This is a genomic window from Paenibacillus cremeus (genome assembly GCF_007786445.1).
GTDB lineage: Bacteria > Bacillota > Bacilli > Paenibacillales > NBRC-103111 > Paenibacillus_G > Paenibacillus_G cremeus.
Genome location: NZ_VNJI01000001.1, coordinates 146,801 through 171,881, shown reverse-complemented (window position 1 = coordinate 171,881; position 25,081 = coordinate 146,801). Strand labels below are relative to the sequence as shown.

At 54.6% G+C, this 25,081-nt stretch carries 26 protein-coding genes, 2 pseudogenes and 1 riboswitch; of the genes and pseudogenes, 8 read left to right on the top strand and 20 right to left on the bottom strand.

Features of this window, described 5'->3' with window-relative positions; genetic code table 11:
- The first annotated feature begins 167 nt into the window (after positions 1-167).
- Positions 168-1,844 (top strand): glycerol-3-phosphate dehydrogenase/oxidase, encoded by a 1,677-nt coding sequence (locus FPZ49_RS00765; RefSeq protein ID WP_144842438.1) that lies wholly within the window; start codon positions 168-170, stop codon positions 1,842-1,844.
- On the opposite strand, the gene FPZ49_RS00760 is transcribed toward FPZ49_RS00765, so the two are convergent.
- The 14 genes and pseudogenes from FPZ49_RS00760 to FPZ49_RS00700 all read right to left on the bottom strand — a co-directional run bounded on the left by FPZ49_RS00760 (position 1,841) and on the right by FPZ49_RS00700 (position 12,706).
- Positions 1,841-2,434: a glycerol-3-phosphate responsive antiterminator gene (locus tag FPZ49_RS00760; protein ID WP_261381182.1), complete on the bottom strand. Its 594-nt coding sequence runs from the start codon at positions 2,432-2,434 to the stop codon at positions 1,841-1,843. The two genes, FPZ49_RS00765 and FPZ49_RS00760, sit on opposite strands and share 4 nt — an antisense overlap.
- Positions 2,431-3,315 (bottom strand): alpha/beta hydrolase family protein, encoded by an 885-nt coding sequence (locus FPZ49_RS00755; protein WP_144842437.1) that lies wholly within the window; start codon positions 3,313-3,315, stop codon positions 2,431-2,433. The genes FPZ49_RS00760 and FPZ49_RS00755 overlap by 4 nt, the downstream gene beginning before the upstream one ends.
- Positions 3,316-3,330: 15 nt before the next feature.
- Positions 3,331-3,846 carry a GNAT family N-acetyltransferase gene (locus FPZ49_RS00750; protein ID WP_144842436.1) on the bottom strand — a complete coding sequence of 172 codons (516 nt, stop codon included), beginning with the start codon at positions 3,844-3,846 and terminating at the stop codon, positions 3,331-3,333.
- Between the two features lie 20 nt (positions 3,847-3,866).
- Positions 3,867-4,460: pseudogene (locus FPZ49_RS37380) on the bottom strand (cyclodeaminase/cyclohydrolase family protein); the annotation flags it as partial.
- Positions 4,461-4,523: 63 nt separating this feature from the next.
- Positions 4,524-5,351: pseudogene (locus FPZ49_RS37375) on the bottom strand (bifunctional 5,10-methylenetetrahydrofolate dehydrogenase/5,10-methenyltetrahydrofolate cyclohydrolase); the annotation flags it as partial.
- A 62-nt stretch (positions 5,352-5,413) separates the two neighbouring features.
- Positions 5,414-5,494: riboswitch (ZMP/ZTP riboswitch) on the bottom strand.
- 195 nt (positions 5,495-5,689) lie between these two features.
- The gene (locus FPZ49_RS00740) at positions 5,690-6,094 is read right to left on the bottom strand and encodes a HEPN domain-containing protein (protein WP_144842435.1); all 405 of its coding nucleotides are present in this window, start codon (positions 6,092-6,094) and stop codon (positions 5,690-5,692) included.
- Positions 6,084-6,440: a nucleotidyltransferase domain-containing protein gene (locus FPZ49_RS00735; protein ID WP_144842434.1), complete on the bottom strand. Its 357-nt coding sequence runs from the start codon at positions 6,438-6,440 to the stop codon at positions 6,084-6,086. Before FPZ49_RS00735 ends, FPZ49_RS00740 begins: the two co-directional genes overlap by 11 nt.
- Before the next feature lie 180 nt (positions 6,441-6,620).
- Positions 6,621-6,845, bottom strand: a complete 225-nt coding sequence (locus FPZ49_RS00730; RefSeq protein ID WP_010493958.1) for a helix-turn-helix domain-containing protein — start codon at positions 6,843-6,845, stop codon at positions 6,621-6,623.
- Positions 6,846-7,052: 207 nt separating this feature from the next.
- Positions 7,053-8,870, bottom strand: coding sequence for an APC family permease (locus FPZ49_RS00725; protein ID WP_144842433.1), 1,818 nt, complete (start codon positions 8,868-8,870; stop codon positions 7,053-7,055).
- A gap of 91 nt (positions 8,871-8,961) precedes the next feature.
- The gene (gene mscL / locus FPZ49_RS00720; RefSeq protein ID WP_186445550.1) at positions 8,962-9,423 is read right to left on the bottom strand and encodes a large conductance mechanosensitive channel protein MscL; all 462 of its coding nucleotides are present in this window, start codon (positions 9,421-9,423) and stop codon (positions 8,962-8,964) included.
- 158 nt (positions 9,424-9,581) lie between these two features.
- On the bottom strand, positions 9,582-10,364 hold the full coding sequence (locus FPZ49_RS00715) for a CAP domain-containing protein (RefSeq protein ID WP_144842431.1): 783 nt from the start codon (positions 10,362-10,364) through the stop codon (positions 9,582-9,584).
- A gap of 149 nt (positions 10,365-10,513) precedes the next feature.
- Positions 10,514-11,140, bottom strand: coding sequence for a YcnI family copper-binding membrane protein (locus tag FPZ49_RS00710; protein WP_144842430.1), 627 nt, complete (start codon positions 11,138-11,140; stop codon positions 10,514-10,516).
- 82 nt (positions 11,141-11,222) lie between these two features.
- The gene (locus FPZ49_RS00705) at positions 11,223-11,894 is read right to left on the bottom strand and encodes a response regulator (RefSeq protein ID WP_144842429.1); all 672 of its coding nucleotides are present in this window, start codon (positions 11,892-11,894) and stop codon (positions 11,223-11,225) included.
- Positions 11,891-12,706, bottom strand: coding sequence for a sensor histidine kinase (locus FPZ49_RS00700; RefSeq protein WP_144842428.1), 816 nt, complete (start codon positions 12,704-12,706; stop codon positions 11,891-11,893). Before FPZ49_RS00700 ends, FPZ49_RS00705 begins: the two co-directional genes overlap by 4 nt.
- Before the next feature lie 125 nt (positions 12,707-12,831).
- Between FPZ49_RS00700 and FPZ49_RS00695 the strand changes: the two genes are divergently transcribed.
- Positions 12,832-13,404 (top strand): Uma2 family endonuclease, encoded by a 573-nt coding sequence (locus FPZ49_RS00695; protein WP_186445534.1) that lies wholly within the window; start codon positions 12,832-12,834, stop codon positions 13,402-13,404.
- A 76-nt stretch (positions 13,405-13,480) separates the two neighbouring features.
- Here the strand turns inward: FPZ49_RS00695 and FPZ49_RS00690 are convergent, their stop codons facing one another.
- Entirely contained in the window at positions 13,481-15,532 is a 2,052-nt protein-coding gene (locus FPZ49_RS00690; protein WP_144842426.1) for a Na+/H+ antiporter, read from the bottom strand.
- Positions 15,533-15,780: 248 nt separating this feature from the next.
- Here FPZ49_RS00690 and FPZ49_RS00685 point away from each other — a divergent pair, with 248 nt between their 5' ends.
- The gene (locus FPZ49_RS00685; RefSeq protein WP_261381181.1) at positions 15,781-16,818 is read left to right on the top strand and encodes a ketoacyl-ACP synthase III; all 1,038 of its coding nucleotides are present in this window, start codon (positions 15,781-15,783) and stop codon (positions 16,816-16,818) included.
- Positions 16,819-16,866: 48 nt separating this feature from the next.
- On the opposite strand, the gene FPZ49_RS00680 is transcribed toward FPZ49_RS00685, so the two are convergent.
- Positions 16,867-17,337 (bottom strand): ferritin-like domain-containing protein, encoded by a 471-nt coding sequence (locus FPZ49_RS00680; protein ID WP_144842425.1) that lies wholly within the window; start codon positions 17,335-17,337, stop codon positions 16,867-16,869.
- A gap of 197 nt (positions 17,338-17,534) precedes the next feature.
- Between FPZ49_RS00680 and FPZ49_RS00675 the strand changes: the two genes are divergently transcribed.
- From FPZ49_RS00675 to FPZ49_RS00665, 3 genes are all read left to right on the top strand, one after another.
- Complete coding sequence (locus tag FPZ49_RS00675; protein WP_144842424.1) at positions 17,535-17,825, top strand: nucleoside-diphosphate sugar epimerase; 291 nt, start codon at positions 17,535-17,537, stop codon at positions 17,823-17,825.
- A 73-nt stretch (positions 17,826-17,898) separates the two neighbouring features.
- Positions 17,899-18,198 carry a hypothetical protein gene (locus FPZ49_RS00670; protein ID WP_261381180.1) on the top strand — a complete coding sequence of 100 codons (300 nt, stop codon included), beginning with the start codon at positions 17,899-17,901 and terminating at the stop codon, positions 18,196-18,198.
- Positions 18,199-18,200: 2 nt separating this feature from the next.
- Positions 18,201-18,488 (top strand): hypothetical protein, encoded by a 288-nt coding sequence (locus tag FPZ49_RS00665; RefSeq protein WP_144842422.1) that lies wholly within the window; start codon positions 18,201-18,203, stop codon positions 18,486-18,488.
- A gap of 37 nt (positions 18,489-18,525) precedes the next feature.
- Here FPZ49_RS00665 and FPZ49_RS00660 read toward each other — a convergent pair whose 3' ends face one another.
- From FPZ49_RS00660 to FPZ49_RS00650, 3 genes are all read right to left on the bottom strand, one after another.
- On the bottom strand, positions 18,526-19,878 hold the full coding sequence (locus tag FPZ49_RS00660) for a sugar phosphate nucleotidyltransferase (protein ID WP_144842421.1): 1,353 nt from the start codon (positions 19,876-19,878) through the stop codon (positions 18,526-18,528).
- Positions 19,875-20,951 carry a GDP-mannose 4,6-dehydratase gene (gene gmd / locus FPZ49_RS00655; protein WP_144842420.1) on the bottom strand — a complete coding sequence of 359 codons (1,077 nt, stop codon included), beginning with the start codon at positions 20,949-20,951 and terminating at the stop codon, positions 19,875-19,877. Before gmd ends, FPZ49_RS00660 begins: the two co-directional genes overlap by 4 nt.
- Before the next feature lie 134 nt (positions 20,952-21,085).
- Complete coding sequence (locus FPZ49_RS00650) at positions 21,086-22,033, bottom strand: GDP-mannose 4,6-dehydratase (RefSeq protein WP_144842419.1); 948 nt, start codon at positions 22,031-22,033, stop codon at positions 21,086-21,088.
- A 249-nt stretch (positions 22,034-22,282) separates the two neighbouring features.
- Here FPZ49_RS00650 and FPZ49_RS00645 point away from each other — a divergent pair, with 249 nt between their 5' ends.
- Together FPZ49_RS00645 and FPZ49_RS00640 are read left to right on the top strand one after the other, a co-directional pair.
- Positions 22,283-22,882: a class I SAM-dependent methyltransferase gene (locus tag FPZ49_RS00645; protein ID WP_186445533.1), complete on the top strand. Its 600-nt coding sequence runs from the start codon at positions 22,283-22,285 to the stop codon at positions 22,880-22,882.
- Between the two features lie 18 nt (positions 22,883-22,900).
- The gene (locus FPZ49_RS00640) at positions 22,901-24,109 is read left to right on the top strand and encodes a glycosyltransferase family 61 protein (protein ID WP_144842417.1); all 1,209 of its coding nucleotides are present in this window, start codon (positions 22,901-22,903) and stop codon (positions 24,107-24,109) included.
- A 108-nt stretch (positions 24,110-24,217) separates the two neighbouring features.
- Here FPZ49_RS00640 and FPZ49_RS00635 read toward each other — a convergent pair whose 3' ends face one another.
- Positions 24,218-25,075 carry a class I SAM-dependent methyltransferase gene (locus FPZ49_RS00635; protein ID WP_144842416.1) on the bottom strand — a complete coding sequence of 286 codons (858 nt, stop codon included), beginning with the start codon at positions 25,073-25,075 and terminating at the stop codon, positions 24,218-24,220.
- Positions 25,076-25,081 lie beyond the last annotated feature (6 nt).

Below are 25,081 nucleotides of genomic sequence, written 5' to 3'. Positions count from 1 at the left end.
AGGGCTCCCCCTAATTATGGTATATTGGTGCCAACAAGTTAATCACTAGGTCAGAGATCAAGAGAAGACCGGGTACACACTGCTTAGCATCCTATGGGTGCTGAGGAGCGTTGTCTCGCGTCTTCTTTTTTGCATTTCTATCAGGCCGTAGGAAGGGGAAATGACTTATGGGGAAATTGGGTACTTTTTCAAGTGAAACGAGAGCGCAGCTGTTAGAGCAAATGGCAACGGAACCGCTCGATCTGCTGGTCATCGGGGGAGGCATTACTGGAGCAGGGATTGCGCTGGATGCGCGTACGCGGGGCATGAACGTCGGATTGGTCGAGATGCAGGATTTCGGCGCCGGGACGTCGAGCCGCTCGACGAAGCTGATTCACGGGGGACTGCGGTATTTGAAGCAGCTTGAATTCAAGCTGGTAGCGGAGGTCGGCAAAGAGCGTGCGATCGTGTACGAAAATGCGCCGCATGTGACGACGCCGGAATGGATGCTGCTGCCGATTATCGAGGGCGGCACCTATGGCAAGCTGGCCACCTCGGTGGGGCTGCTGGTGTACGATCTGCTCGCGGGGGTTAAGCGCGGCGAGCGCCGCATTATGCTCTCCAAGCAGGACACGCTGCGCCGGGAGCCGCTGCTTCGCACTGACAATCTGAAGGGCGGCGGGTACTATGTCGAGTACCGGACGGACGATGCGCGTCTGACCATCGAGACGATGAAAGCTGCGGTTGGCCGAGGCGCACTCGCCGTGAACTATACGAAAGCCGAAGAGCTGCTGTATAAGGATGGGAAGCTGGTTGGCATTCGTGCAGTAGACCAGCTGAGCGGCGAGTCGTATGAGATTTATGCCCGCAAAATCGTCAATGCCGCCGGACCTTGGGCTGACACGATCCGCGAAAAGGACGGCTCCAAGCAGGGCAAACGTCTCCATTTGACCAAAGGTGTTCACTTAGTGGTGGATGCGAGCCGGTTCCCGCTCAAGCAAGCGATCTACTTCGATACGCCGGACGGCCGCATGGTGTTCGCGATTCCACGCGACGGCAAAACCTACATCGGAACAACCGATACGAATTACCAGGGAGATATCGTGCATCCGCGGATGACGAACGAGGATCGCGATTATATTTTGAAAGCCGCGAACTTCATGTTCCCGACACTTAAGCTGACGGCTGCTGATGTAGAATCGAGCTGGGCCGGCCTGCGCCCGCTCATTCACGAAGACGGCAAGTCTCCGTCGGAGCTGTCGCGGAAGGATGAAATTTTCCTGGCGAAATCGGGCCTCATGACAATCGCCGGCGGAAAGCTGACCGGCTACCGCAAAATGGCGGAGCGCATCGTCGACCTCGTCGCTGCGCAGCTGAAGCAGGAAACCGGCCGCGAGTATCCTGGCTGCACGACCGATCAAATCAAGCTCTCCGGCGGCGACGTCGGCGGCTCGCGCGGCTATGAAGCTTTCGTCTCCGCACAAACCGAGGAAGGCGTCAAGCGTGGGCTCAGCCGTCAACAGTCGTCCGTGCTTGCTCGCCGCTACGGCTCGAATGCGGCACGTATTTTTAGCCGCGTAGACAGCAAGCGCGCGGAAGCGGAGCGCTCCGGGCTGCCGGTGGAGGTGTTCGCCGCGCTCGATTACGCCATCGAAGAAGAAATGGCGGCTACACCCGTCGATTTCTTCATCCGCCGTACTGGCTCAGCCTACTTCGATATTGCATGGGCGCATCAGTGGAAAGCACAGGTTGTCCAGTACATGGCCGAGCGCTTCGGATGGTCATCTGAGCAAAGAGAAGCCCAGCGCCGCACGCTCGACACGATGCTCGATTATGCTGTGACTCCGCTCAAGGCGCAGGCTTAGCCCTGCACCTTCGAAGCGGGTGCGAAGGCATCCCATAGCTCTCTGCGGGAGGTCGTCACCGCTATGGCCCCTGCTTGCAGCGCTTGCAGTACATCCTCCAGCGTTCGAATCAGCCCGCCTGCCAGAATCGGAATGCCGATCCGCTGCCGCATCTCAGCAATGATATGCGGCATGACGCCCGGCATGACCTCGAGGTAGTCGGGCTGGTTTTTTTCCGACTGCTTGTAGGTCATCTCCAGCGCGGTAGAATCTAGAATAAAATGCCGCTGAATCCCCAGCGTCTTATGCTTCTTAGCGGTCGCTACGGCGCTCGCCCGCGTCGAGATAATGCCCGCCGGCTTCACCGTTTGGCATAAGAACTCGATGGCGTGGTCGTCATTTTTCAACCCGTGAATCAAATCCACGTGGACGAGCAGCTGCTTCCGATGCTGACGGACGAGCTGCGCAATGCTGGCCAGCTGGGCGATATGGGTGTCCAGCAGCACCAAGGTGGTATAGCTAGTTTGAAGCAGGTGCTCCAGGTCCTTCATTTTTCGAATGGCCGGCAGCACCTGTTGTCCGTTAAAGTGGCTTACTTGACCTGCGCTCAATCGCTCGAACTCCCTTCCGTTCCTATCGCCGCCTCCAAGAAACGCCGTGTCGCCTGTAAAGCTTCCTCCAGCTGCGGGGTCGTGGAAGTGAACGGGTGGACCGCTCCGAAGGTGTGCGTGCCGCCGTGAATCGTAACAAACGTCTGGTGCGGCGCGGCCTCATGAAGCTTTTGAAAGCCTGCCCTCAGCCTCTCGGTATCCTCATCACCTTGAATGCACAGCACGGGCACGCTCAGCTCAGCCAGCTTGGCTACGATATCGAACCGCTCGACGTTGCGATCCAAATCCTCGAAAAACGTCCGACCGATCGGCATCTGCTGCTTCGTCCGCGCGTTCTGCACGTAGGCTACGCCGTTATTCATCGCTTCCTCCCGAAAGGCTGCGTCGAACAGGTTGACCGCTGCAATGCCGTTCCAGGTGACGACGGCTTTGATTTGGGGATGCTCCGCGGCAAAAATGATGCTGTTGCCCCCGCCCCGGCTGTGGCCTAGGAGAGCAATCCGGCTCGAATCCGCCGAGTCGGATAACGGAAGCTTGCGCTCAAGCAGCAGCCGCAGTAGCACCGCAAGGTCCTCCTGCTCCCGGGAGTACGTGTTCTGGGCGAATTTGTCGAGCTCGTCAAAATCCGTTTTATGCACCCCGTTACAGGATAGCTGCAGCTGCACTGCGTAATAGCCGGAACGGGCCAGCTCTTCTGCGACGTAGGGATTGAAGCCCCAATCCTGGAAGCTTTTGAACCCGTGCACCAAAATAACCACCGGCTTCGGGTTCGCCACCGCCTCTTCTCCATGCGAGTAAATTGCCACCTTGCCGCGCAGCATCAAATCGCCCCCGAGCGGCTGCTCGAACGCTTCCACCCGCAGATGTTCGGCTTGCTTCATCGCAACGCACCACCTTTATGTACAAGAATTTACCGTTTCTATCTCATATAAATTGGCCGTCCAGCCCTTGGCTTCCTTTCTCCCTTGAAAAATAAATCCAAGCCGCGTGTAATACGCGTTGAGGCCCGGGTTATCCCCCATGCAATCAAGACGGAGTTTGGGAATCCCGCTAGCTGCAGTATGCGCCAGAGCCCATGCCACGATCTGCTTGCCGATGCCCTGCCCGAGCAGGCTGCGATTGACCGTGAAGCGGTGAAGGTAGAGGGCTGACTGCATTCCCGCATCGGGCCACAGCAGCCGGTCCAAGTCATCGGGAGGATGAACACTGAAGCTGCCCGCCCATGTCCCTTCCTTTTTCAGGTAGGTGATGTATTGTACGCCTTGCTCTATCTTAGAACAAACCTCTTTCCGTTCAAAACGCTCCGGCCTCCATTGATCGATGCCCTTCCCTTGCAGCCAGCGCGCCGCCTCCTGAAGCCCGGCTAGAATGCGGTCCGCATCTGCCGGTTCGGCTCGTCGAATATGCAGCATAGCTCTCCTCCCCTTCCTTCCTAAAGTCTGCGATGGACGATCGCGAGTGTGTTTTCTTTCTGCGTTTGGAGGTTGTTCAGCATCGTTTCAGCAGCGCGGATGAAGACTTGCCGTTTCTCGTCATCTTGAATGGAAGGCAGATTGATCCGCACCGTCAGCCCTCCCGATTGCGCAGCCGCTTCCGCCAGCAGCACGCCAATGCCAAGATCGGAAATGACGTTCCGGTTCGCGGCTTCCGCCATGCGCCCCATGACTTCCACCGCTACGCTGCACAGACGAATGAGCTCCATTGGCGTGTTCGTGGCTTGAATCGCGGCATGCTCCAGCGCCTGCTTGCGCTTGGCTTTATCCTCTTCGGTGGCCTTGGGCAGCTTCAGCGCCTCCATGAACGCTTGAAATGAGCGTGCATCGTCTGCTGCAATCCGCTCGCAATCCCTGATGATACCATCGAGACGCTGCGCCGACTCGTTCATCGCTTGCTCCGTGTCGGCGGCGAACTTGGGCCCGGTCGTTAGCTTCGCGGTCATGGCGCCCATGGATGCCCCCAGCGCGCAGGCGATTGCAGCCACCCCGCCGCCGCCTGGCGTGGGCTCGGAGGAAGCGGCCGCTTTTAGGAAGGCACCTACGCTTTGCTCATAGGGTCGTTGGATGGATGGCTTCGGCTCCAGCCGGCGGCTCATACCCTCCATGAGATTATGGAACAGCATCATGGTCGTGACGGTTCCCACCCCGCCGGGAACCGGCGACATCGCTTCCACGTAGTCAATGGTCTCCGGCAGCGTATCTCCAGCGATGCGCCCCTCTTCAGTCTCGTTAATCCCCGCGTCGATGATAATCAGCTTGGGGTGCACCATGTCCGGTTTGACCAGTCCCCGCGAGCCCGCAGCTGTGAACACCACATCGGCCTGCCGGATGTGGCGCGCCAAATCGGTCGTACGGGAGTGGCATACCGTTACGGTGGCATTTTCCCGCAGCAGCAGCTGGACTAGCGGCTTGCCTACCGTTTCGCCGCGGCCTATGACGACCGCGTGCTTGCCCGCCAGCTGGTAGCCATATTGCTTCAGCAATCGGATGCACGCTTGCGGCGTGGCCGGGTACAAGCCGACGGCGCCTGTCTGCACCGCCAGCTTATTCGCCGGTGTTACACCGTCGACGTCCTTGCCCGGATCAATCGCCGCCGTAATTCGCGCCGCATCCACCTGAGGCGGCAGCGGGAGCTCGACCATGATGCCATGCACGGTCGGATCGGTATTCCACTCGCCGATCTGCTGCAGCAGCACCTCGGCTTCCACCTCCGGCTCGAACTCTCGAAGCTCAAAGCTGATGCCAAGCCGCTCCGCCACTTTCCGTTTCGCCTGGGCGTAGTAAGCCGAAGCCGGGTCCCCTTTGACGAGCATCGTCGCCATGAGCGGTCTTATCCCTTGTGCCTTCCAAGCCTCAACCTGACGGCTAATCTCGCCAGCCAACTGGTCGGCCGTTTCTTTGCCCTTCATCCATATTCCCATCCGTATATCCCTCCCGGCGATTGTTGCTGAAACAAAAAAAGTATTCGACTCCGAAGAATCAAATACTTTGCCCAGGCGACCGGCGGTTATGCCGCACGCTCCCCTGTGGTTGCCCACTTTTATCGCCAGTTGCGCGCGGTTGTTCAGTTCCTTTTATCTTAGCGGATCTGGTGGGGAAGGTCAATGAGAGGTTCGTGGTCCAAGAATGAACACTTGACTTAGTTTTCGAACCGTAGCCGGAGGACCTTTCCGTACCATCCGACTGCCATACAGACCAAAAAGCCCTTTTCTTACGCTCCCCTAATCGAGGAACTCGTAAAAAGAAGGCTTTGATCCCATTACTCTTGATTCCCCTTTTCATTGTTAATGATTTGTAACACGGCTTCATTAAATGTTTCGACTTGCGCCATCAGCCCCGAGACTTCTACCTGTCCAAAAGAAACCTCCGCACTGTAATCGGCATCCGCTCGATGATCCATTAATCGGTTATATACTTTGACCAAATGAGGTGATAATTGCCCCGTTTGACCTAAATTTTTATTGACCCAGCCTCTAACGTATGTATGTTTGTTGCTGACCGTCTCACCCCTGAGAAGGATGAGAGCAGTCACTGTCTGAAAAGCAGAATAATACAATTCACTTACACAGCCATCATATAATCCGTTTTCAAAAGATAATTCAGCAAGTTTGTATTTCTGCTGCGCTTTTCGAAGCATGGTTTCAGCAGCTTTGCTATATCTCAATGGCGATCCCCTCCTGAATGATGTTATCCTTCAGGGGGAGCCACACGCTCTCCATCTCCCAATTAGTCGCATTCTCCAGTATACAAGTGAGCTGAGTATCGAATTCCATATTAATGTCTAGCGTGATATCTGAAAGCTTTTCTCTGTTACTCCAGTTTTTTTCTTCATCGACTAGAATTAATAGATCAACATCGGACCATTCCTCATAATCGCCTCTTGCCTTGGAACCAAATAAAATCATGCTCTTTAACTTAAACAACACCGCTATGCGTTCCTTAAGCTTACTAATTGATTTTTTTTCCATATCGGTTAGTGTTGGTATCTTGGATGGGGATAATGTATTCACTTGGTCCACTCCTTTCAGTTACTCTCGTCCGCGGATAATTTCTTTTAATTATACCAAATCTTGGCTTAGCGCTCAAAACGATCTTTTTCTTCATAAGTAAGAACCAAAAAGCCCTCTTCTTACGCTCCCCATATCTAGGAACTCGTAAAAAGAAGGCTTTGCTCGGTCCATGTTTATTCCTCAGATCTGCAACTCCCCAAGCTTAATCAGCTCGACAACGGCCTGCGAACGTCCTTTTACATTGAGTTTTTGCATGACATTGGAAATATGGTTACGCACTGTTTTCTCACTGATAAACAGCTGCTGCGCGATATCTTTCGTCGTTTTGTCCTGCACCAGCAGTTCGAAAACTTCGCGTTCGCGGTTGGTTAGCAAAAATTTACTTTTATGGTCGCTGCCCTTCAAGTGTCACCCCTCCTTGCCCGGGTTTTTGTTTCATTTACAAGGTCTAGGGATACAGTCAATTCAGTTTATGTAGGGGCAACCATATTGGTGCGGTGCGGAGGGGCGCTGTACAAAAAATGGGCGAATGCCGAGCATTATGGGTGGTTGAGGACGAAAAGTGGGCTTTTTGATATAAAAAAAGAGACAGCCCGTTTCAGGCCGTCTCCGTTACCGATTCAAATGGTAAGGCACCGTTGCGATGACGATATCCTTCTCTTTAAACAGCACCGCGCGGATGAGCAGACTGGTTTGGTTGTGCAAAATATTTTGCCACCAGTGCTTAGTGATGAATTGCGGGATCAAGATGGTGATGTGATCGGTCTCCGCGGTTTTCCACTCCACGGTATCGATGAACCGCATCAGCGGCCTCATGACACTGCGGTACCGGGAACGCAAGACGATCAGGCGCACCCCGGGATCCCATTCCTCCCACTTGGCCTCCAGCTTCCGAATCTCTTCCTCGTCAAAGCCGACATAGACGGCCACGACGTTATCAGTGAGCGATTTGGCGTAGCTGATGGTGTACATGACCACCCGGGTAATGCCGGCGATCGGAATGACCATCGTGCTCCCTTTGATGGCCGGCTTGTCCGTCGCGATGTTGATCCGCAGCTCATCGGCCGTATTCTGGTAGTGCCTGTGAATGCGGCTGAAGAACCTCATGACGAGCGGCAGGAAAATAAAAATCATCCACACTTGACTGAACTTGGTGATAATGAAAATCAAGGTGATCGACAACGTCGTCAGCATGCCGATTGTATTGATCAGCAGCTTCACCACCCAGCCGGACGGCTTCAGCTTAATCCACCGCACCATCATCCCCAGCTGGGACAAGGTGAACGGGATAAATACGCCGACGGCGTAAAGCGGAATCAGGTTCTCCGTATCCCCGTGGAAGGCAACGATGAGCAGTGCGGACAAGACACCCAGCATGATGATGCCGTTGGAAAACCCGAGCCGGTCGCCGCGCACCATGAACATATGCGGCATGAACTTGTCCTTCGCCAGCATGAACGCCAGCAGCGGGAAGGCCGAGTACGCTGTGTTGGCGGCCAGGAACAAGATCAGCGCGGTCACGCCCTGAATGATGTAATAGATCAAGCCACGCCCAAAGGTAGCCCCAGCGATCTGCGATACCACGGTTTCTTTCTCCGTCGGCATGATGCCGTACCAATACGCGAGCAGGCTGATCCCGATGAACATCGCCCCCAGGATCGCCCCCATCATGATGAGGGTGGCGGCGGCATTTTTCTCGGCCGGGTGTCGGAAGTTCGGAATGGCGTTCGAGACCGCCTCCACCCCCGTCAATGCCGAACAGCCCGAGCTGAACGCCTTCAGCAGCAAAAACAAGCTAATATTCGAGATCGTTGCTCCAAATTGCGGCGCAGCCGCCTGCACATCTCCGAGAAAATAATTGATAGTACCGCAAATGATTAACACAAAAATGGCAACAACAAACATATACACCGGAAGCGCTAGCACCGAAGCGGATTCGGTCACGCCTCTTAAATTCATCAAGGTCAAAAATACGATCATAATAAGCGAAATCAGCACTCGATGCTCGTGCAGCTGGGGAAACGCCGAGGTGATGGCGTCCGTCCCTGCCGAAGAACTTACCGCCACGGTCAAAATATAATCGACGAGCAGCGACCCTCCCGCCGTTAATCCGCTCATGACGCCGAGATTATCCTTGGCTACGATATACGCCCCGCCGCCCTGAGGATACGAAAAGATCGTCTGACGAAAGGAGAGGACAAGAATCGTCAGCAGTCCCAAAACCGCGATCGAGATCGGAATCGAATACCACAGCGCCGCGAAGCCGAGCGTCATAAGGACGATCAGAATTTGCTCCGTGCCGTAGGCCACCGACGAAAGCGCATCGGAGGACAGGATTGCCAGCGCTTTGAGCTTCCCCAGCTTCTCATCCTCGATCGCCGTCGATTTCATCGGCTTGCCGATCAACAATCGTTTTACTTTACTTACCATAACCTTCATCATCCTTCTGGGTGTTCCAAAACCGCGAGTTTATTTCTAATTTGGTCTTATTATCCGCCTCCAAGGCGAAAATATGTACCTGCTACTGGACCGCCGAATCGCTTACGTAAGGCTGAGGAGCGGTGCAAAATTTGCAGCGGGTCGCCTTTTTCGGGATTTCCGACAAGCACTCCGGACATTCCTTGAGGTTCGCCTTCGGGTCCGGCTTCTCTTCTTTTTTGCGCAGACGGTTCAACTGCTTGACCACAATGAAGATGACGAAGGAAACAATCAGAAAATCGAGCATCGTGTTGATAAAAAGACCGTAGTTGAGCGTAGGCGCGCCCTTGGCTTTGGCCGCTTCCATCGAATCGTAGTGGGTCCCGTTCAAGCTGATAAACAGCTCGGAGAAGTTAACCTTCCCCAGCAGCAGCCCGATCGGCGGCATAACGACATCGTTAACAATCGAGGTGACGACTTTGCCGAACGCCCCTCCGATAATCACCCCGATCGCCAAATCGATCATGTTGCCTTTCATCGCGAATTCCTTAAATTCCTTAATCACTTTCAATGCCATAATCTTATCCCCCTTCGCATTTCGCCTAGCGATTAATTAACATATTTTATAACAATGTTCGACAACTCTACAAGGGGGAAGTTCATTTCCCTCAACGCAAAAAAAGCCTCCTAACCAAAGCGGCTAGGAGGCGGATTGGACTGCGGTTACTTGCCGATAAACTGCTGGGTGAACATTTTGCCGCAAGGGCCTCCATCCACGATGCCGATACCGATATGAGTAAAGTCGCTGCTCAAAATGTTGGCTCGATGCCCCTCCGAGTTCATCAGCGCCTGATGCGCCGCTTGGACGCTTTGGTTGCAGGCGATATTCTCACCGGCCGCCCGATAGCTGATGCCGAATTGCTTCATCATATCGAATGGCGAGCCGTAAGTCGGCGACTGGTGCGAGAAGTAGTTTTTATCGACCATATCCTGACTCTTGAGCCGTGCCGTCTTGGACAACTGGGCATCGACGGTGAGCGGAGGCAGCCCGGCTTGCGCGCGAGCTTGGTTCACCAGATCCACCATCTGCTGCTCTTCGGCGGTCAAGCCCGCTTGAGGCTGAGGTGCTGGCGTCGGCGCAGGGGTTGGCGCTGGCGTTGGAGGCGCTGGATTTGGCTGGGGCGTTGGTGTCGGTTTCTTTGGAATTTTCATATTGCCGTACGCCCATAGAATGGCTTGCAAGGTCTTATCGTCTACTGCACCGGTGACCGGAAGGCCGTAGGCACGTTGGAACTGCTTGACGCCATTTTCCGTGACCAGACCGTAATACCCGGTAATATCCCCTGAAAAATAGCCCAGTGACTTCAGCATCCCTTGTACGGCATAGACGTCCGGTCCTTTCGCTCCTTTGCCAAAGGAGAACGCGGTAGCGGAGGCCATCAAGCTTACCAAGAGACATACGATCAGCAGCAAGGCTGTTTTCTTTTTGCGGAAGCTTTGCAGCATGCGGTGTTTCCTCCTCGTGGTGAAATCTCATCCTGTTCCAGTTTCCCCAATGAACCGCTTTTTATGAAAAATAATCCTGCGATCGCGCCGCACAAAAAAGTCGCCTCCAAGCAGCGTACTGCTTGAAGGCGACCTGTGATGCAGACAAGTTATTTTTTTCGTGTGAGGGAGACGACGAGCGAGAGTGCGCCCAGGATTACAGCCGCAATGGACAAGTACAGCGGTGTGGCCGAAGTGGATGCTCCCGCTGGAGCGGCTGCCGGTGCAGCCGTCGTAGTGTTGCCATGGCTGTCGGTAGCCGTGCCCGCCGGCTTGGGGTTCACCTTGGTCACCGAAGCAGGCTTATCGGAGCCCTCGGCTCCTACCCACTCTACGACCGAGCCGTCTTTGTAGGTTTGGTAAGCCTTCCATGAGATGGCCTTGGCTGTGTCGGCAACCTTGCCCTGGAAGTTAAACTCGGCGAACTCGGTCGGGCCGATGCCATCGCCGGTAGTGGTCCAGGTAACGCCCGTAATTTTACCGGACGCGTCCTTGGCCAGCTCATACTTCCAGCCCGGCTTCGGCTCGAAGCGCGATACATTAACGGTGTCTACGGCGAACTTTACTTCCACCTTCACGGTTGGACTGTCTTTTTCGGAAGGGACTCGAACCGTAAATTTCTCCGAGGCTCCTTGTGTCGTTTCTTTCGGCAAAACCGAAACGTGGGCGCTTGCCATGCCGGCTCCCAGCATCGAGAGCAGCAAGCCCAAAGTTAATAGGATGGATAGTTTCTTCATCTATGATTCCTGCCTTTCTGCGGTCATTATTTCCATTACTAATGTACCGTAAACCGCTGTGGGACAGAATGGCTCAACCGGGCTATTTCTCCCCGGATTTATGACTGATCTGTGTCAAGCCGTGGCGCACCGCATACGCGGTCAGCTGCACCCGGTTCTCCAGCTCCAGCTTGGCGAGAATGTTCTTGATATGATTTTTGACCGTGTTCTCGGTGATAATCAGTGTTTCGGCGATTTGCCGGTTGCTTTGACCGCTGGCGACGCAGGAGACGATCTCGCCCTCCCGCGCGGACAGCACGCTCGGCTTCACCTCGGATATCGGCGGCTCCTGGGGCAAGCGGAAAGAGTGCAGCAGCCGATCCGCCATCCGCCGCGAAATTTCGCTGTCGTCATCCAGCAGTCCGCGCAGGTAGTTGATCCAGTCGTCAGGGTCCATATTTTTCAGCAAATAGCCCTGCGCCCCGTGCCGGATCGCCGTGAACAGATCGGCTGCATCGTCTGAGACAGTCAGCATGACGACGCGAATCTGGGGGTATAGCTGCTTGATGCGTTTGGTGGCCTCCAGTCCGTTCATAACCGGCATCTGAATATCCATCAGCACCAAATCCGGCAGCAGCTCGCCGCACAGCCGGACCGCTTCCGAGCCGTCGTGCGCTTCCCCTGCAATCTCGAACGCCGCTTCCCCGTCGAGCATGGAACGAACCGCTCTGCGGGCCAGCGGATGGTCGTCGGCAATAAGTACATTGTATTTCATGTTCGTTTCCCCTCCTGGAACGAGCCGGTAATCAGCAGCTCCATGCCTTGATCCAGGCCGGTGCGAATGTCCAGCTCGGCGCCGAGCTCTTGGGCCCGCTTTTGCATAATCGAGATGCCGTACCGGTTCGGCGCTTCATCCGGCGGCTGCTCCATCCCTACGCCGTTGTCGCTAATCCGAAGCTGCCACCGGCCTGCTCCATCCATCCCCAGCTCCATCACGGCATGGTCTGCGCGAGAATGCTTGCGGATATTGGTGAACGCTTCGCGGATGATGGAAAACAGCGGTACCTCCGCCGACGGCGGGATCGATTCCGCTTCCTCCGGAATATGGTACTCCGCGGCAATGCCGCTGATGACGCTCCACTCATCGAGCCACGTCTGAAGCCGGGTAGCGAAGCTCGCCCCTTCCTTCGGTGCTGTGCGCAGGTTGAAGATGGCCTGCCGAAGGTGGTGGTCGATCTCGGATACGGCGGAGCGCGCTTCGTCGAGCTGGCCTTTTTTCAGCTGGACGTTCAGGAAAAATAAAATTTGCGCGATGTTATCGTGCAGCTCCTGCGCCAGCCGCTCCCGTTCCTCATAAACCGCGCGTCTTGACTGCTCTTTGGACAGCCGTTCATTCACTACGCGAATGCGGTCGAACATCCAGCTGGTGAACAAAAAGGACAGCACCAAGGTCAGAAGGGTGATATAGAGGTTGCCCGTCTCCATGGACAGCTCGTTAAGCAGCATGTGGTGGCGGAAATATTCGAAGCCCCCGATCAAAGCCGGCGGCAGCAGGATGGACAATATTTTTAACGATCTCATGGACATGGATGGCACAGACCTCTCACTCGCAGGTTATTGCCTCCATTATACTACATTACATGGACGGCCTTAAGAGAGGTACGAGGCTATGGTATACTGATTACAAGTATTGGAAAAAAGGGGGCCTTGTTATGAGTGAAAAAAAGCAGCTGAAATCATCATCTCAAATCATTAAAGAGCAGCAAGAAATTTACGATCCGAACGATCGGTATGAAATCATTGACGGTATTCGATATGATTTGAAACCGTCGCCTATCATTCAGCATCAGATTTTATTGACGGAATTATATTCAGCCATCCGTATCACCTGCAACCAGAACGGCATTATTGTCGTTGCTCCGATGGACGTCAAGCTGGATGATCGCAACACTGTACAGCCTGATCTGATCTTCATTGCGGATGAGAACGTACACATTATTGTCGACGGCATTATTCAAGGCGCTCCTGATTTACTCGTGGAAATCTTGTCCCCGAGCTCCGGAAGCCATGATAAAATTCGCAAAAAAGCGCTATACGAGCGGTTTGGCATCAAAGAATATTGGATCGTTGATCCGGTGCTGCATACGATCGATCAATTCGCTCATGATGGAGTAAAGCTGCAGCTGCATGCCACATACGGCAAAGGAGACACGCTGAAGTCGGATCGGTTCTCTTGTATTTCAATCGATGCTGCTTCGTTGTTCGCGGCGATTGCCCGATTTTAAACCAAGAAGCCTGAGCATGAGAGATTCTCTCTGATGCCAAGGCTTCTTGGTTTATCTAATGCTTTCTATTGTCTCTTTACCCTAACTCATCCTGCTCGTACATCGACGCCTCCCGATCGCGAATGGTGCGCCGAAGCTCACCTGCAAGAGCGCGGTCGATCGTGCCCTGCTCGTACAGCTGCTGCACCTCATCCCGCTCCGCTTGGACCGCGATCCAGTGCAGCTCCTTGCGGGACTCGTCCAAGGCGTGCTCTTTGCGTCTGGCATGCCGCTGGAACGCTTTTAGCCGGGAAATGACTTGATTGTAGTAAGCAACGACGCATTCGGTCGGATCATCCGCCGTATCCGGCGTGCAAAGCGGACCCATTTGCTGAATCACCGCTTGACCGCACTGGATTCGCAGCCCCCTTAGCGCCTCCGCATCCTGCTCCGTGAAAGAGGCGGACCATGCCCCTTTATCGCCGAGGAGCCAGGCTTTTAAACGGCCCCACAGCTTTTTGACCACCACTACGCCGAGATGAACCCGATTCGCCAAAATAAGCTCGACGTGATCGAGCATTCGGTAATAGAACTCCGCATGCTTTTCGCTGATCGTTCCCCGCTCCAGGCGTTCTTGGATGTACTCCCGCTCCATGTTCAGCGCTTCCAGGCGCATCGCCACTTCCTCCTGCCGCACGCGCGAAATGGGTGTTGCAGGGCTATCCCTATCCTTCATGCTGAGCAGCTGAATGAGCCGGGTATATTCGGCGATGACCGATTCTACCGCGGCTTCGTTCTCCTCATTGCTCTCCTGCTGCAGCTGTCGTACGGCGGCCTTCATGACATGGATTTGCCATTCTTGCTCCATTTTGGCTTTTTCGGCTTCGTCGGCCGTCACGCGCTTCTTGGCAATGAGCGGCAGCAGGATGCTGGCCGTGAGCAGCGAGAGCAGAATGACGCACGCCGCCAGGAAAATCATCAGATCGCGCTCCGGGAACAGCTCCCCTGTTTGCAGGAACAGCGGGATCGAGAAGGCCCCTGCCAGCGTCACCGCACCACGCACGCCCGAGATCGTCGTCATCACGAGCACCTTGAAGCTCGGCGCTTCCTTACCCGGCACCCCCGCTCCGAATATTCGCCCGCCCTTAGTAAACAGCAGTGTCCACACGAAACGAAGCACCAGCAGCAGCACAAAAATAACGATGGCATAGCCGATCACCACCACGTTGTTGAACCCCGGATCTTTAAAAATGATCGACGTGACGCCGGGAATTTGGGTGCCCAGAATGACGAAGACCAGTCCGTTTAAAATGAACAAAAGCACCGACCACGTGCTCGCCGATACATGTCTCAGCTTCGGCATGACGTGCTCCATGCGCTCGCTTTCGACCGCATGCACGATCCCGCCGGCCACAGCAGCCAGGATGCCCGACACCCCCAAGTGCTCTGCGACCAAATAGAGGATAAACGGGGTCAGCAGCTGCAGCAGCATGTGCATCGTTTCGTCCTCCAGCCCAGCGCGCCGCAGCAGCTGACGGATGCCGATGATGAGGAATGCGGCCAACGCCCCTACAGCGAGCCCTCCCACAGCGATGAGAACGAAGTCCAAGGCGGCCTTTTGCAGCGAGAACACGCCGGTCACGGCAGCGGCTATCGCGAACTTGAACGCCACGAGGCCCGAGGCGTCGTTCATTAAGGCTTCGCCTTCCAAGAGGCGCATCAGGCTTTTGGGCAGGTGAATGCGGCCGGCCAGCGCGCTCACCGCAACCGCATCGGTCGGCGACAAAATCGCAGCCAGGCCAAAAGCAGCCGGCAGCGGAATCGCGGGAATCATCCAGTGGATCGTATAGCCGACGACGAACACCGTAACGAATACGAGTCCCACAGCCAGCAGCAGGATCGGGGCCCGAAGGCGCCACAGCTCCTCCCGCGGCGTATGCTTCCCATCGTTATACAGCAGCGGTGCGATGAATAAGATGAAAAATAATTCCGGCTCCAGCGGCAGATGAATGCCCCGCGGAATCATGGTCATGCAAGCGCCCAGCGCGATCTGGATGAGCGGTACGGGCACGAACGGCACGAACCGGTAAATCACATTCGAGACGCCGATCAGAACAAGCATGAATAGAACGACAATGAAAACTTCCAACCCGACTCCCCCGTTTCAAATGCTGGCTTCCCGCATCACGCATATGTACGCTTACACGCATAGTCCAGCTATTTCGCTCCTATATTTCCCTGAGCTGCAAATTTCCAATCTTCCGTTCGGCGGGCCCCACAAAATAGCTGCTCCCCGATTGACAGCTGCCGGAAACTGAGGTATCGTAAATTTAGTATCTGGTACTAATACTTGATTATATAATCTGATTATAAACTAAAAACGAGGTGTATTCCATTATGTCACTCCAACCGCTGTCATCGATGTCTTCTCCGCAGACTTACCGTTCCCGCATCACGGCCATCGGCAGCTATGTCCCCGAGCGCAGGCTGACCAATGCCGATTTGGAGCAGCTGGTCGATACGAACGACGAGTGGATCGTGCAGCGCACCGGCATCCGCGAGCGGCGCATCTGCGGTCCCGAGCAATATACGAGCGACCTGTGCATCGGGGCTGTGCAAAATCTGCTCGACCGCTACCCCGTCACGCTGGACGATGTGGAGCTGATCCTCGTCTGCACCAGCACGCCAGACTTCACTTTTCCGAGCACGGCTTGTCTTGTTCAGACGCATTTTGGCATCCCACAGACGACGGCTTGGGATTTGTGCGCGGCTTGTGCGGGCTTCGTGTACGGCTTGAATGTGGCGAACGGGATGATCGCTTCCGGGGTGCATCGCAAAGTGCTGGTTATCGGCGCAGAAGCTCTATCCAAAATTACCGATTATACCGACCGTACCACCTGCATCCTGTTCGGCGACGGCGCGGGGGCAGTCCTCATAGAGCGCGATACAGACGGCGGTGGACCGGCGAGCTTCTTAGCGTATACGGGCGGCTCCGACGGCAGCGGCGGCAAGCATTTGTATAATGCTTACACCGCCAAATCATGGAGCGGGCAGGAACTCGCAGGTGCCGCAGGCAAGCTCGTCCAAAACGGCCGAGAGGTCTACAAGTTCGCCGTTCAAACCGTTCCTCGCGGTGTGGAGGAGCTGCTCCGCCAGACCGGACTTACGGCTGCTGAGATCGACTGGTTCGTCCCGCACAGCGCCAACCTTCGCATCATTGAATCCGTCTGCGAGAAAACCGGCATTCCGCTCGAGAAGACGCTGCATACCATCGAGCAGTTCGGCAACACCTCTGCCGCGACGATCCCCCTCGCAATCGATCAAGCGGTCCGTGCCGGGCAGCTGAAGGAAGGCGACCGCCTGCTGCTCTTTGGCTTCGGCGGCGGCTTCGTCTACGGTGGCCTGCTGCTCCAGTGGCGTGCGCTGCCGCACTAAAGAATAAAGCCGGCTCCCCCTTTATTGAAGCGGGAACGGCTTTTTGCCTTACGACAGCAGCAGGCTTTGCTGCATCAAAAACAACGCCGCCAGCTGATCCACCCCATCGCTCATTACCAAAAAAAACAAATCCCTCACCCGCGGACTCGGCGTGAGCAGGTACGTGTCGCGATACTGGTGCATCGCCTCGCGTTCCATGCGGATCGCCTGCTGCAGCCCTTCCCGAAAGGTCTCGAACCACGGGGCCTCCGGGGTGACGACGGGCTCCGTTCCTTTTAGCTCCAAATATAGGGCGTGTACGAGGTCAAAATGCTTTTTTTCCTGCCGCAGCATCCGTTCCACCTCATCGGCCGCCTCCCCTTCCGGGGCCAGCTTCGCGAGCGTTGCATACGTCCTCACCGCGCCTGCGATATGGTTCAAGCTCCATTGCAGCTGCTCCAAAAATCGCCTGACATCCTGATATTTCAGCTTGCCCGGATCGGACAACCGTTCCGATGCGTGAAGCGCATTCAAATCCATGCAACTTCCTCCAATCTGCTTAAGCAAGCGGCCCCTCGTGATCCGCCAATCACAGTTGTCAGCTTTTTGCTAGTTTGATTCATCCTATTCATCACAGCTTGCCCGTGTGACAGTCCGGACTGGGCGTTTGCCTTGGACCGTGTCATCTCCGGCTGCATATTATAAGAAAGAGTTGGCTTAAGGGGGAATGGCGACCGATGCAGCGTCAAGTGACCAAAATCATCGAAGCGATGGCCGCTTCACAGTGGAACATGGCCAAAATTATTGAGGCTAACCGCCACGTTACCGAGCATATCGCCCATATGACGATCGAGATTCCGCACAAAAATCCGTCCTTCGGCGATATCGAGCTGCTCACCGACAACGCCCTAAGCGTAGCCAAAAACGTAGCGGCCTATTTAAACAGCCTCGCGGATCTGGAAGACGCCATCGGCGATAATTTGAGCCTCGTCATGAAGGAAGTTAATGTACCGGACGGGGAAGAATAGGTTTCCTTAGTTTTCCTATGCTGCACATGAGAAAGAGGGTGTTACTCTGAGCAGAGCCGATGCTTACCATAAAATGCTGATGTCCGTCTCCCATTTTCAACATAATATCGCTCTTATTCTGGAGGCTAAAGCGCTGGAGGCCTCCCGTTCCAGCCAGTGGCTGTGCCATCATCTGTCCGCTGCGCAGTTTGGCCAGAATCATGGCGAGCAGGTGAAACGGTCTGTGGAAATTCACGATCACGTGCTGGATGTCATTGATGGCCTGACGAAAATGGAGCAAGCACTCGCCAAAAACATGCAGGCCCTGCTGGGCGAGCCCGAGGCTCCGGACAGCGGCAGCCTCGGGGATATGCTTCCGCTCGGAGGAAATTAAGCATGAGCTGGCAGGAGCAGGAGAACCGAACCAAGCTGCACATTTTGAACTCGCTGGCCCGCAGTCAGCGCGCGCTCGCCCGGATTATGGAGAGCATCGCCGATGTGGTGGAGGGCACGGAACCGACAGCCCAGAAGCTGGCGGAGCATATTGAAGCGATCAGCAAGTATCAACGCCAATTATCCTCCAAAATGATGGGCATCAGGCTCCGTCGCAAAACGTACGGCCGAGTGACTATGAAGCCCTGGATCCATCCGATGGTCCGGCGCAAACCAAAACAGCCTCTATGACTGAACTGTCATGGAGGCTGTTTTTCATAAGAAAATATCACGATCCGTCGGAGTTATCCTCCCTTAGTTCCTGTTCCTCTTCGTCTTCGAACAACGAGCTGCCGGTCTGAATTTCGACCACTGTAAGCTCTTCCAAGGCCAGCATGCTATGCTTCATGCCCTCTTCAATCTGGAAGCAGTCACCCGGGCCCGCCGGGTAAATCTGATCCTGCACCATGACTTGACCCGTGCCGGATCGTATGGTCCAAATTTTTCTCCGCTTAGGCTGCCGTAGGATTCCGGTGCTCATGCCTGCTCTAATGACCACCTTCTTCAGCATCGTTTCCTGCCCTTCCTCCAAGCTGGAATAGTCCAGTATCCGGTACCAACCCCAACGAAGCTCTTCGTACATCGGCCTTTGATCGAAGAGCTCCGCCATATCCTTGATCCGCTGGCTAGCCGTTTTGTCGGAGACCAGGATCCCATCGGAGCTGACGGCCACCACGACATTGGACAGGCCCAGCAGCATGACAGGCACCTCCAGCTCGTTCACCACATGACTGTTCACCGAATCGGGGCTGATCATGCCTTTGCCGACTACGGCCCCATCCATCACTTCCGTCAGTGTGTTCCAGGTGCCTAAGTCCTTCCAAGGCCCATGATATACGACGGCCTTCAGGCGCTTCATCTGCCCCAGCACCTCATAATCAAAGCTTTTGGCCGGCAGTGTTCTGTATTCGCGGATCATCTCCTCATACGTGCACGGCAGTCCGCGCTCCTTCAGCCAGTCGAGAAGAAACCGCAGCTTAAAGGCACAGACGCCGCAATTCCATAACGCCCCTGCTTCAATCAGCTTCTCCGCTTCCTTCCGATCCGGCTTTTCGACGAACGCTTGAATGTCGAGGTGCCCCGTCTCCGACCGATCGGCCGGGAGCATGTAGCCGTATTTTTCAGAAGGATACGTCGGTTGGGAGCCCATCAGAGCCACTTCCGTATCCGGTGCTTGCAAAACCTCTTCCAGCTGCTTGATCCTATGGAAGAAGCTGCTCTCTACATAGGAATCGACCGGAAGAATGCATACGGTCTCCTCCTCCGAAGCATTCGTCTCCGAGAGCAGATACACGGTCGTCAAGGCGATAGCCGGAAACGTATCTCTTCTCTCCGGCTCGATGATGAGAGGCACCTCATCGCCTAATTGACTACGGATCAGATCGATTTGAGAGGCGTTCGTGGCGATATAGACGGAATCCGCCAGGCCTGCCTCCCTCAGCTGGCCCCACACTCGCTGCACCATGGACTTTCGTTCGCCCTTCCCGCTTCCCAGTACCTTAAGAAATTGCTTCGTTCTAGATCCGCTCGATAAGGGCCACAGCCGTTTGCCCGATCCCCCGGATAATAAAACGATCCTCATCCGAACCGATCCTTTTGAGCCGCTTGCAGGTCATGAAGGACCATCTCTTTGACGAGGGCCTGCAAATCGTATCTCGGCTCCCAGCCCAACGCGTGTTTGGCTTTCGTCGGATCGCCGAGCAGCAGCTCCACTTCCGCAGGGCGGTAATACTGGGGATCGACGGCTACGATCTCTTGACCGACAGGGAGCTGGTAATCCGGATGAAGGCATCTCTTCACAAACCCTTTTTCCGCTTCGTGCTGCCCTTGGAATTCGACCTCAATGCCGACCTCTGCAAACGCAAGGCGTACGAATTCACGTACCTCCGTCGTCCTTCCGGTAGCAATGACATAGTCGTCCGGCTTCTCCTGCTGCAAGATGAGCCACATCGCTTCGACATAATCCTTGGCATGCCCCCAGTCTCGCTTCGCATTCAGATTCCCTAAATTGAGCTTATCCTGGAGACCCAGCGCGATGCGAGAAACGGCTCTTGTGATTTTTCGTGAAACAAACGTTTCTCCGCGAAGAGGACTTTCGTGATTAAACAAAATGCCGTTCGCAGCAAACATGCCGTAGGCTTCCCGATAATTCACTGTAATCCAATAAGCGTACAGCTTGGCAACTCCATAAGGGCTGCGGGGGTGAAACGGTGTCTGCTCGTTCTGCGGCGTTTGTCGCACCAGGCCGTATAGCTCCGAGGTGGAAGCCTGATAAATTTTCGTGGTGTCCGTAAGGCCAAGAATGCGAACCGCTTCTAGAATTCTCAGCATCCCGATTCCGTCGGCATTCGCAGTATATTCCGGCGTGTCAAAGCTGACATGGACATGGCTCATCGCCGCCAAATTATATATTTCATTCGGTCGAATTTTCTCTATCAATCGGATCAGGTTCATAGAATCAGTAAGGTCCCCATAATGGAGAAACAGCCTCTTGTCGAATACGCTCGCATCCTCCAGCAAATGGTCGATCCGATTCGTATGGTGAAGCGAGCTCCTTCTTTGTAAGCCGTGAACGATATAGCCCTTTTCAAGCAGCAATTCCGCGAGGTAAGAGCCATCTTGGCCGGTGATGCCGGTGATTAGTGCCACTCGCATATTACTACTCCTTTCCTACTGATTTTTCAATTAGTAACATCATATGGATGAGAAAGAGAATTCGAGTGGACGAATAGCAGCGGGACATCCCCCTATTTTTGCCTGAGAGGCGGCGGCGGAACGGCAATCAGCCACTACGGCTGCGTCCGCCAGTACTCAAGCAAATCCTTCAGCGTTTGCTGCAATGGAATTTCCGGCTTCCAGCCGGCAGCTTGATGAAATTTCGTATAATCGCCGATCACCATCGGTACATCGGATGGACGAAGACGTGACGGATCTGGCTTTACTTCAATGCTTACCGCACTAAACGACAGCAGTATACGCAGCATTTCTTCTATGCTGTGGCAGGTGCCTGAGGCGATATTGTACGCTTCTCCGGGAACCGCCTTGTCAAGCGCGAGCCAGTAAGCGCGAACCACATCCCGCACATCGGTGAAATCACGCTTGGCCTGTAAATTGCCCACCCACAGCACCGGAGGCTGCTTTCCCTTCTCAATATCCGCAATCTGTTTGGCAAAATTGGACAGGACAAAGTGCTCCCCGCCACGCGGTCCGGTATGATTGAACGTACGTGCCACTACGACGTGCATCCCGTAATTTTTATAATATTGATAACCCAAATGCTCCTGCGCCACTTTGCTGACGGCATAAGGACTCAAGGGCCGCAGCGTATGCGTCTCCTTGATCGGCACTTCGTGCGGAGCTACTTGGCCGTATTCTTCGCTCGAGCAGGCGAGCAATAGTTTACATGGCAGCTGCAGATGCCGTATAGCCTCGAACAAATTCAACTGTCCGGCTATGTTGTTATAGAGCGTCTCCAGAGGGGACTTCCAAGAAACGGGGACGTAGCTCTGGGCGGCAAGGTGAAAGATGATATCTGGCCACGTGCTTTCTACCACTGCCGCTACAGCCGCCGAATCTCGCAGATCGCAATCTACGAGCTGAAGCCCGCTTAAATGCATAAGGTGATGCATCTGGCTTCCTTGACGGATCGTCCCCGCCACCTCTACGTTGTTTTGAAGGAGATATTCGGCCATATGGCTGCCGGCAAACCCGGAAATCCCCGTAATCAAAGCCTTCATCCTGCTCTCACCTCATTTGAAATTCAGAAGCATCCCGCCTTGGCATATAGTATGCCGGCGCACGTTTGCGTCCAACCGAGCATCCACCTATTTTCGTAAAAATCGGCTTGTCCCCCTCCTCTCCGCAGTGCGTCCAAATCTTCTCCCGCTAATTAGAATTAATGAATTCGTTTATTCCGAAGTTCCTAGCCAATGACATACTATGTTACTAATAAAAAAAGCAAGTTACGAGATAGGAGGATTTACTATATGAGCATGGCCGATTATTTAAAAGCTCACCCTGTCGTTGCCCATTTGAACACGCTTCACAACAGCATCGAAGGAAACTTGCTGCATTCTGAGCCGCAAACCTCGGAAGCTCAAATTCACTTTCTTCAGTATGCTCTTAGCCTGGCCAAACCGAAAAAAATTCTAGAAACGGGTACCAACAAAGGGTTTTTCTCCTTTTTGCTGTCCCATCTGATTAAGGATGTCGATCTATACACGTTTGATATCGATCCGCGCTCCAAAGCGTGCGTCGATTACCTCAACAAATGCCAATCGAATGTACGCATTCACCTCCAGCTCGGAGATACGAGACAAACGCTCCTTCGTTTTCATCAGCAAGGCATCGGGTTCGCCTGGATTGACGGCGGCCACCAGTGGGATACGGCCTATAGCGATATTATGCACGCTATTCGTCTTGGCGTTCCTTATATTGCCATCGATGACGTCGCCTTTCCCGGCGCGCCCGATCTTCCCCATGTCGTAGCTGCCATCTTGGCGGCGCATCCCCGCTATGTTCAAGCTGCCAATCCATTTGCGGCGAACGATTTACGAGGAGCGGTACTGCTGGAGCGTAAGGATTAAGAGAGGAGTTGTTCAAACGTGGCCGTCAAAACCAGACGATTGCGCTTCCGCCGTATCCGAAAGGGCACACCGCTCCTCGGAGCGCGCAGTGGAAGCTCCCGCAGCCGCAGGGCCAGACGAAAACGCCGCTTCCGTCTATCCACGAGAACCAAAGCGGCAGCATCAAGAAAGAAGGCTTACGTTCCGCCGCCGTTCGGATACAGTCTTACGACGGAGGAGTGGACGCAGTCGCAAACCCCTCGCCCTTTTTACCAGCACATCTATGCCTCCCAGACCTACCCGCTCAAGCCCCCACGATCGGTAGACGGCTACGTGCATAGGGAATTTACATCCCCGCAGCTGACGACGCTGCCCAGCTTTGTATCCGTTATTCCGGAGGGGCGGATCTGGGGGGCTTCCGGGGCGGTCATCAGCGCTGACAATAAGCTCTTATGGGATGTGACCGATGATTACCTGGACTCTCCAAGGAAGCACCCGGTGTTTCAAGAAGCCCGCCTGGACCCCGTGCTGTACACCACCGAGCCGGTCGGCGTGCTAACCTACCGGGACAGCGGAAATTATTTCCACTGGATGTATGATGTGCTTCCCCGGCTGGAGTTGTACCGCCACAGTCCGATTCCCATTCAGCGATATGTTGTCAATTCGATTCCCCGCCCGTTTCAGCTGGAAACGCTAAATGCTTTAGGCATTCGAAATGAGCAGTTAATTCAAGCCCATCCGCATATGCATCTGCAGGTCAAGCATTTGGTCGTCGGCTCGTGGTCCGGCCGCTCCGTCTTCCCGAAATGGCCGTGCGAGTTTTTGCGAAGACATTTTCTCCCCCAGCAGTTCCAGACTCCTAAAGGTGAGCGAATCTATGTCAGCCGAGCCACCGCTCCCTTCCGAAAGGTGTCCAATGAGGATGAGATTATGCAGATCCTTGCGAGGTTCGGCTTCCAGCATGTCGTTATGGATTCGATGCCGGTAACAGAGCAGGCCAAGCTGTTCGCCTCCGCTGACGCCATCGTGGCGGCGCACGGCGCAGCGCTCTGCAATCTTGTTTTCTGCCATCCCGGCACGAAGGTCATCGAGCTTTTTTCCCATATGTATGTCAGCCCGCTCTACTGGATATTCAGCCAATACATGGATTTGTCGTATTATTACTTGTTCGGGGCCGATAGCGGCAACCTTAACGTATGGATCAATCCCGCCCTCCTGGCAGATACACTGCGGTTAGCGGGCATGTAAAAGGGACATAAGCAACAAAGGCTCCGGAAGGGCACCCATGTGCCTCTTTCCGGAGCCTTTCTTTATTCGCGCGGGCTTCTGCCGCTGCTGAGTCAGCGGTTCGCTGCGTTACTTTTTTTTCCTGCACACGGCCAACACATATTCCGGTTGAGCATCCTTCACTGCCCCCAGAGGGACAAGGTTGTTCCCTCTGACCTTAACGGCTGGGTCCAGCCGATAATCTACCTGCAGCTGCCGGGCCGCTCTTACCATGCTGACCAGAGGCGAATCATCATCGTAGATCGTCGGATGACCGTACAGCTCCAGAATATCGAAGCTCTTCAATAATTCGCCCATAAATTCAATGATGGAATATTCGAAACAATGGAATTGATTGTAGGACGCGCGTTCTTGATAGTAGACCCCCGGATTGCTGACGTACCGATTGGGAGTGGAGACCAGAAACAGCCCATTGTTGGTAAGCATCCTTGAAGCCTCCCGGATCCAGGCCGACCCATCCGGAACATGCTCGATCGTTTCAAATGACACGATGACGTCAAAAGTCCGGTCTTTAAACGGCAGCTGGAGAATATCCCCGACCATATATTGGGTGTTCCTGCCTGTATAACCGGCTTTGGCATGCCCGATGGTTTCTGTCGAGATGTCGACCCCGATCACTTCTTTCGCACCGGCCTCGTCGAGCATTTTGGTCCCGTAGCCCGTACCGCAAGCCGCATCCAGCACCCGCGCGCCCTTCACGAATTCGCAGGCCAGCTCATAGCGGGACAGATGCTCCACCAGCACGTGCAGCCACGATTGCTTGACTTCCTGATTAATAACGAGCCGCTCGCCGGTAAAATGAATCTGATTTTGCTCCGATTGCACAATCTCGAGATGGATGGGGTGATATTTTCTGGCTGCTAGCTTCTGATTGAACTGTTTAATGATGGTGTAGGGATCTCTAAAATTATTCTTCGTGGAGTCCAACGCTCT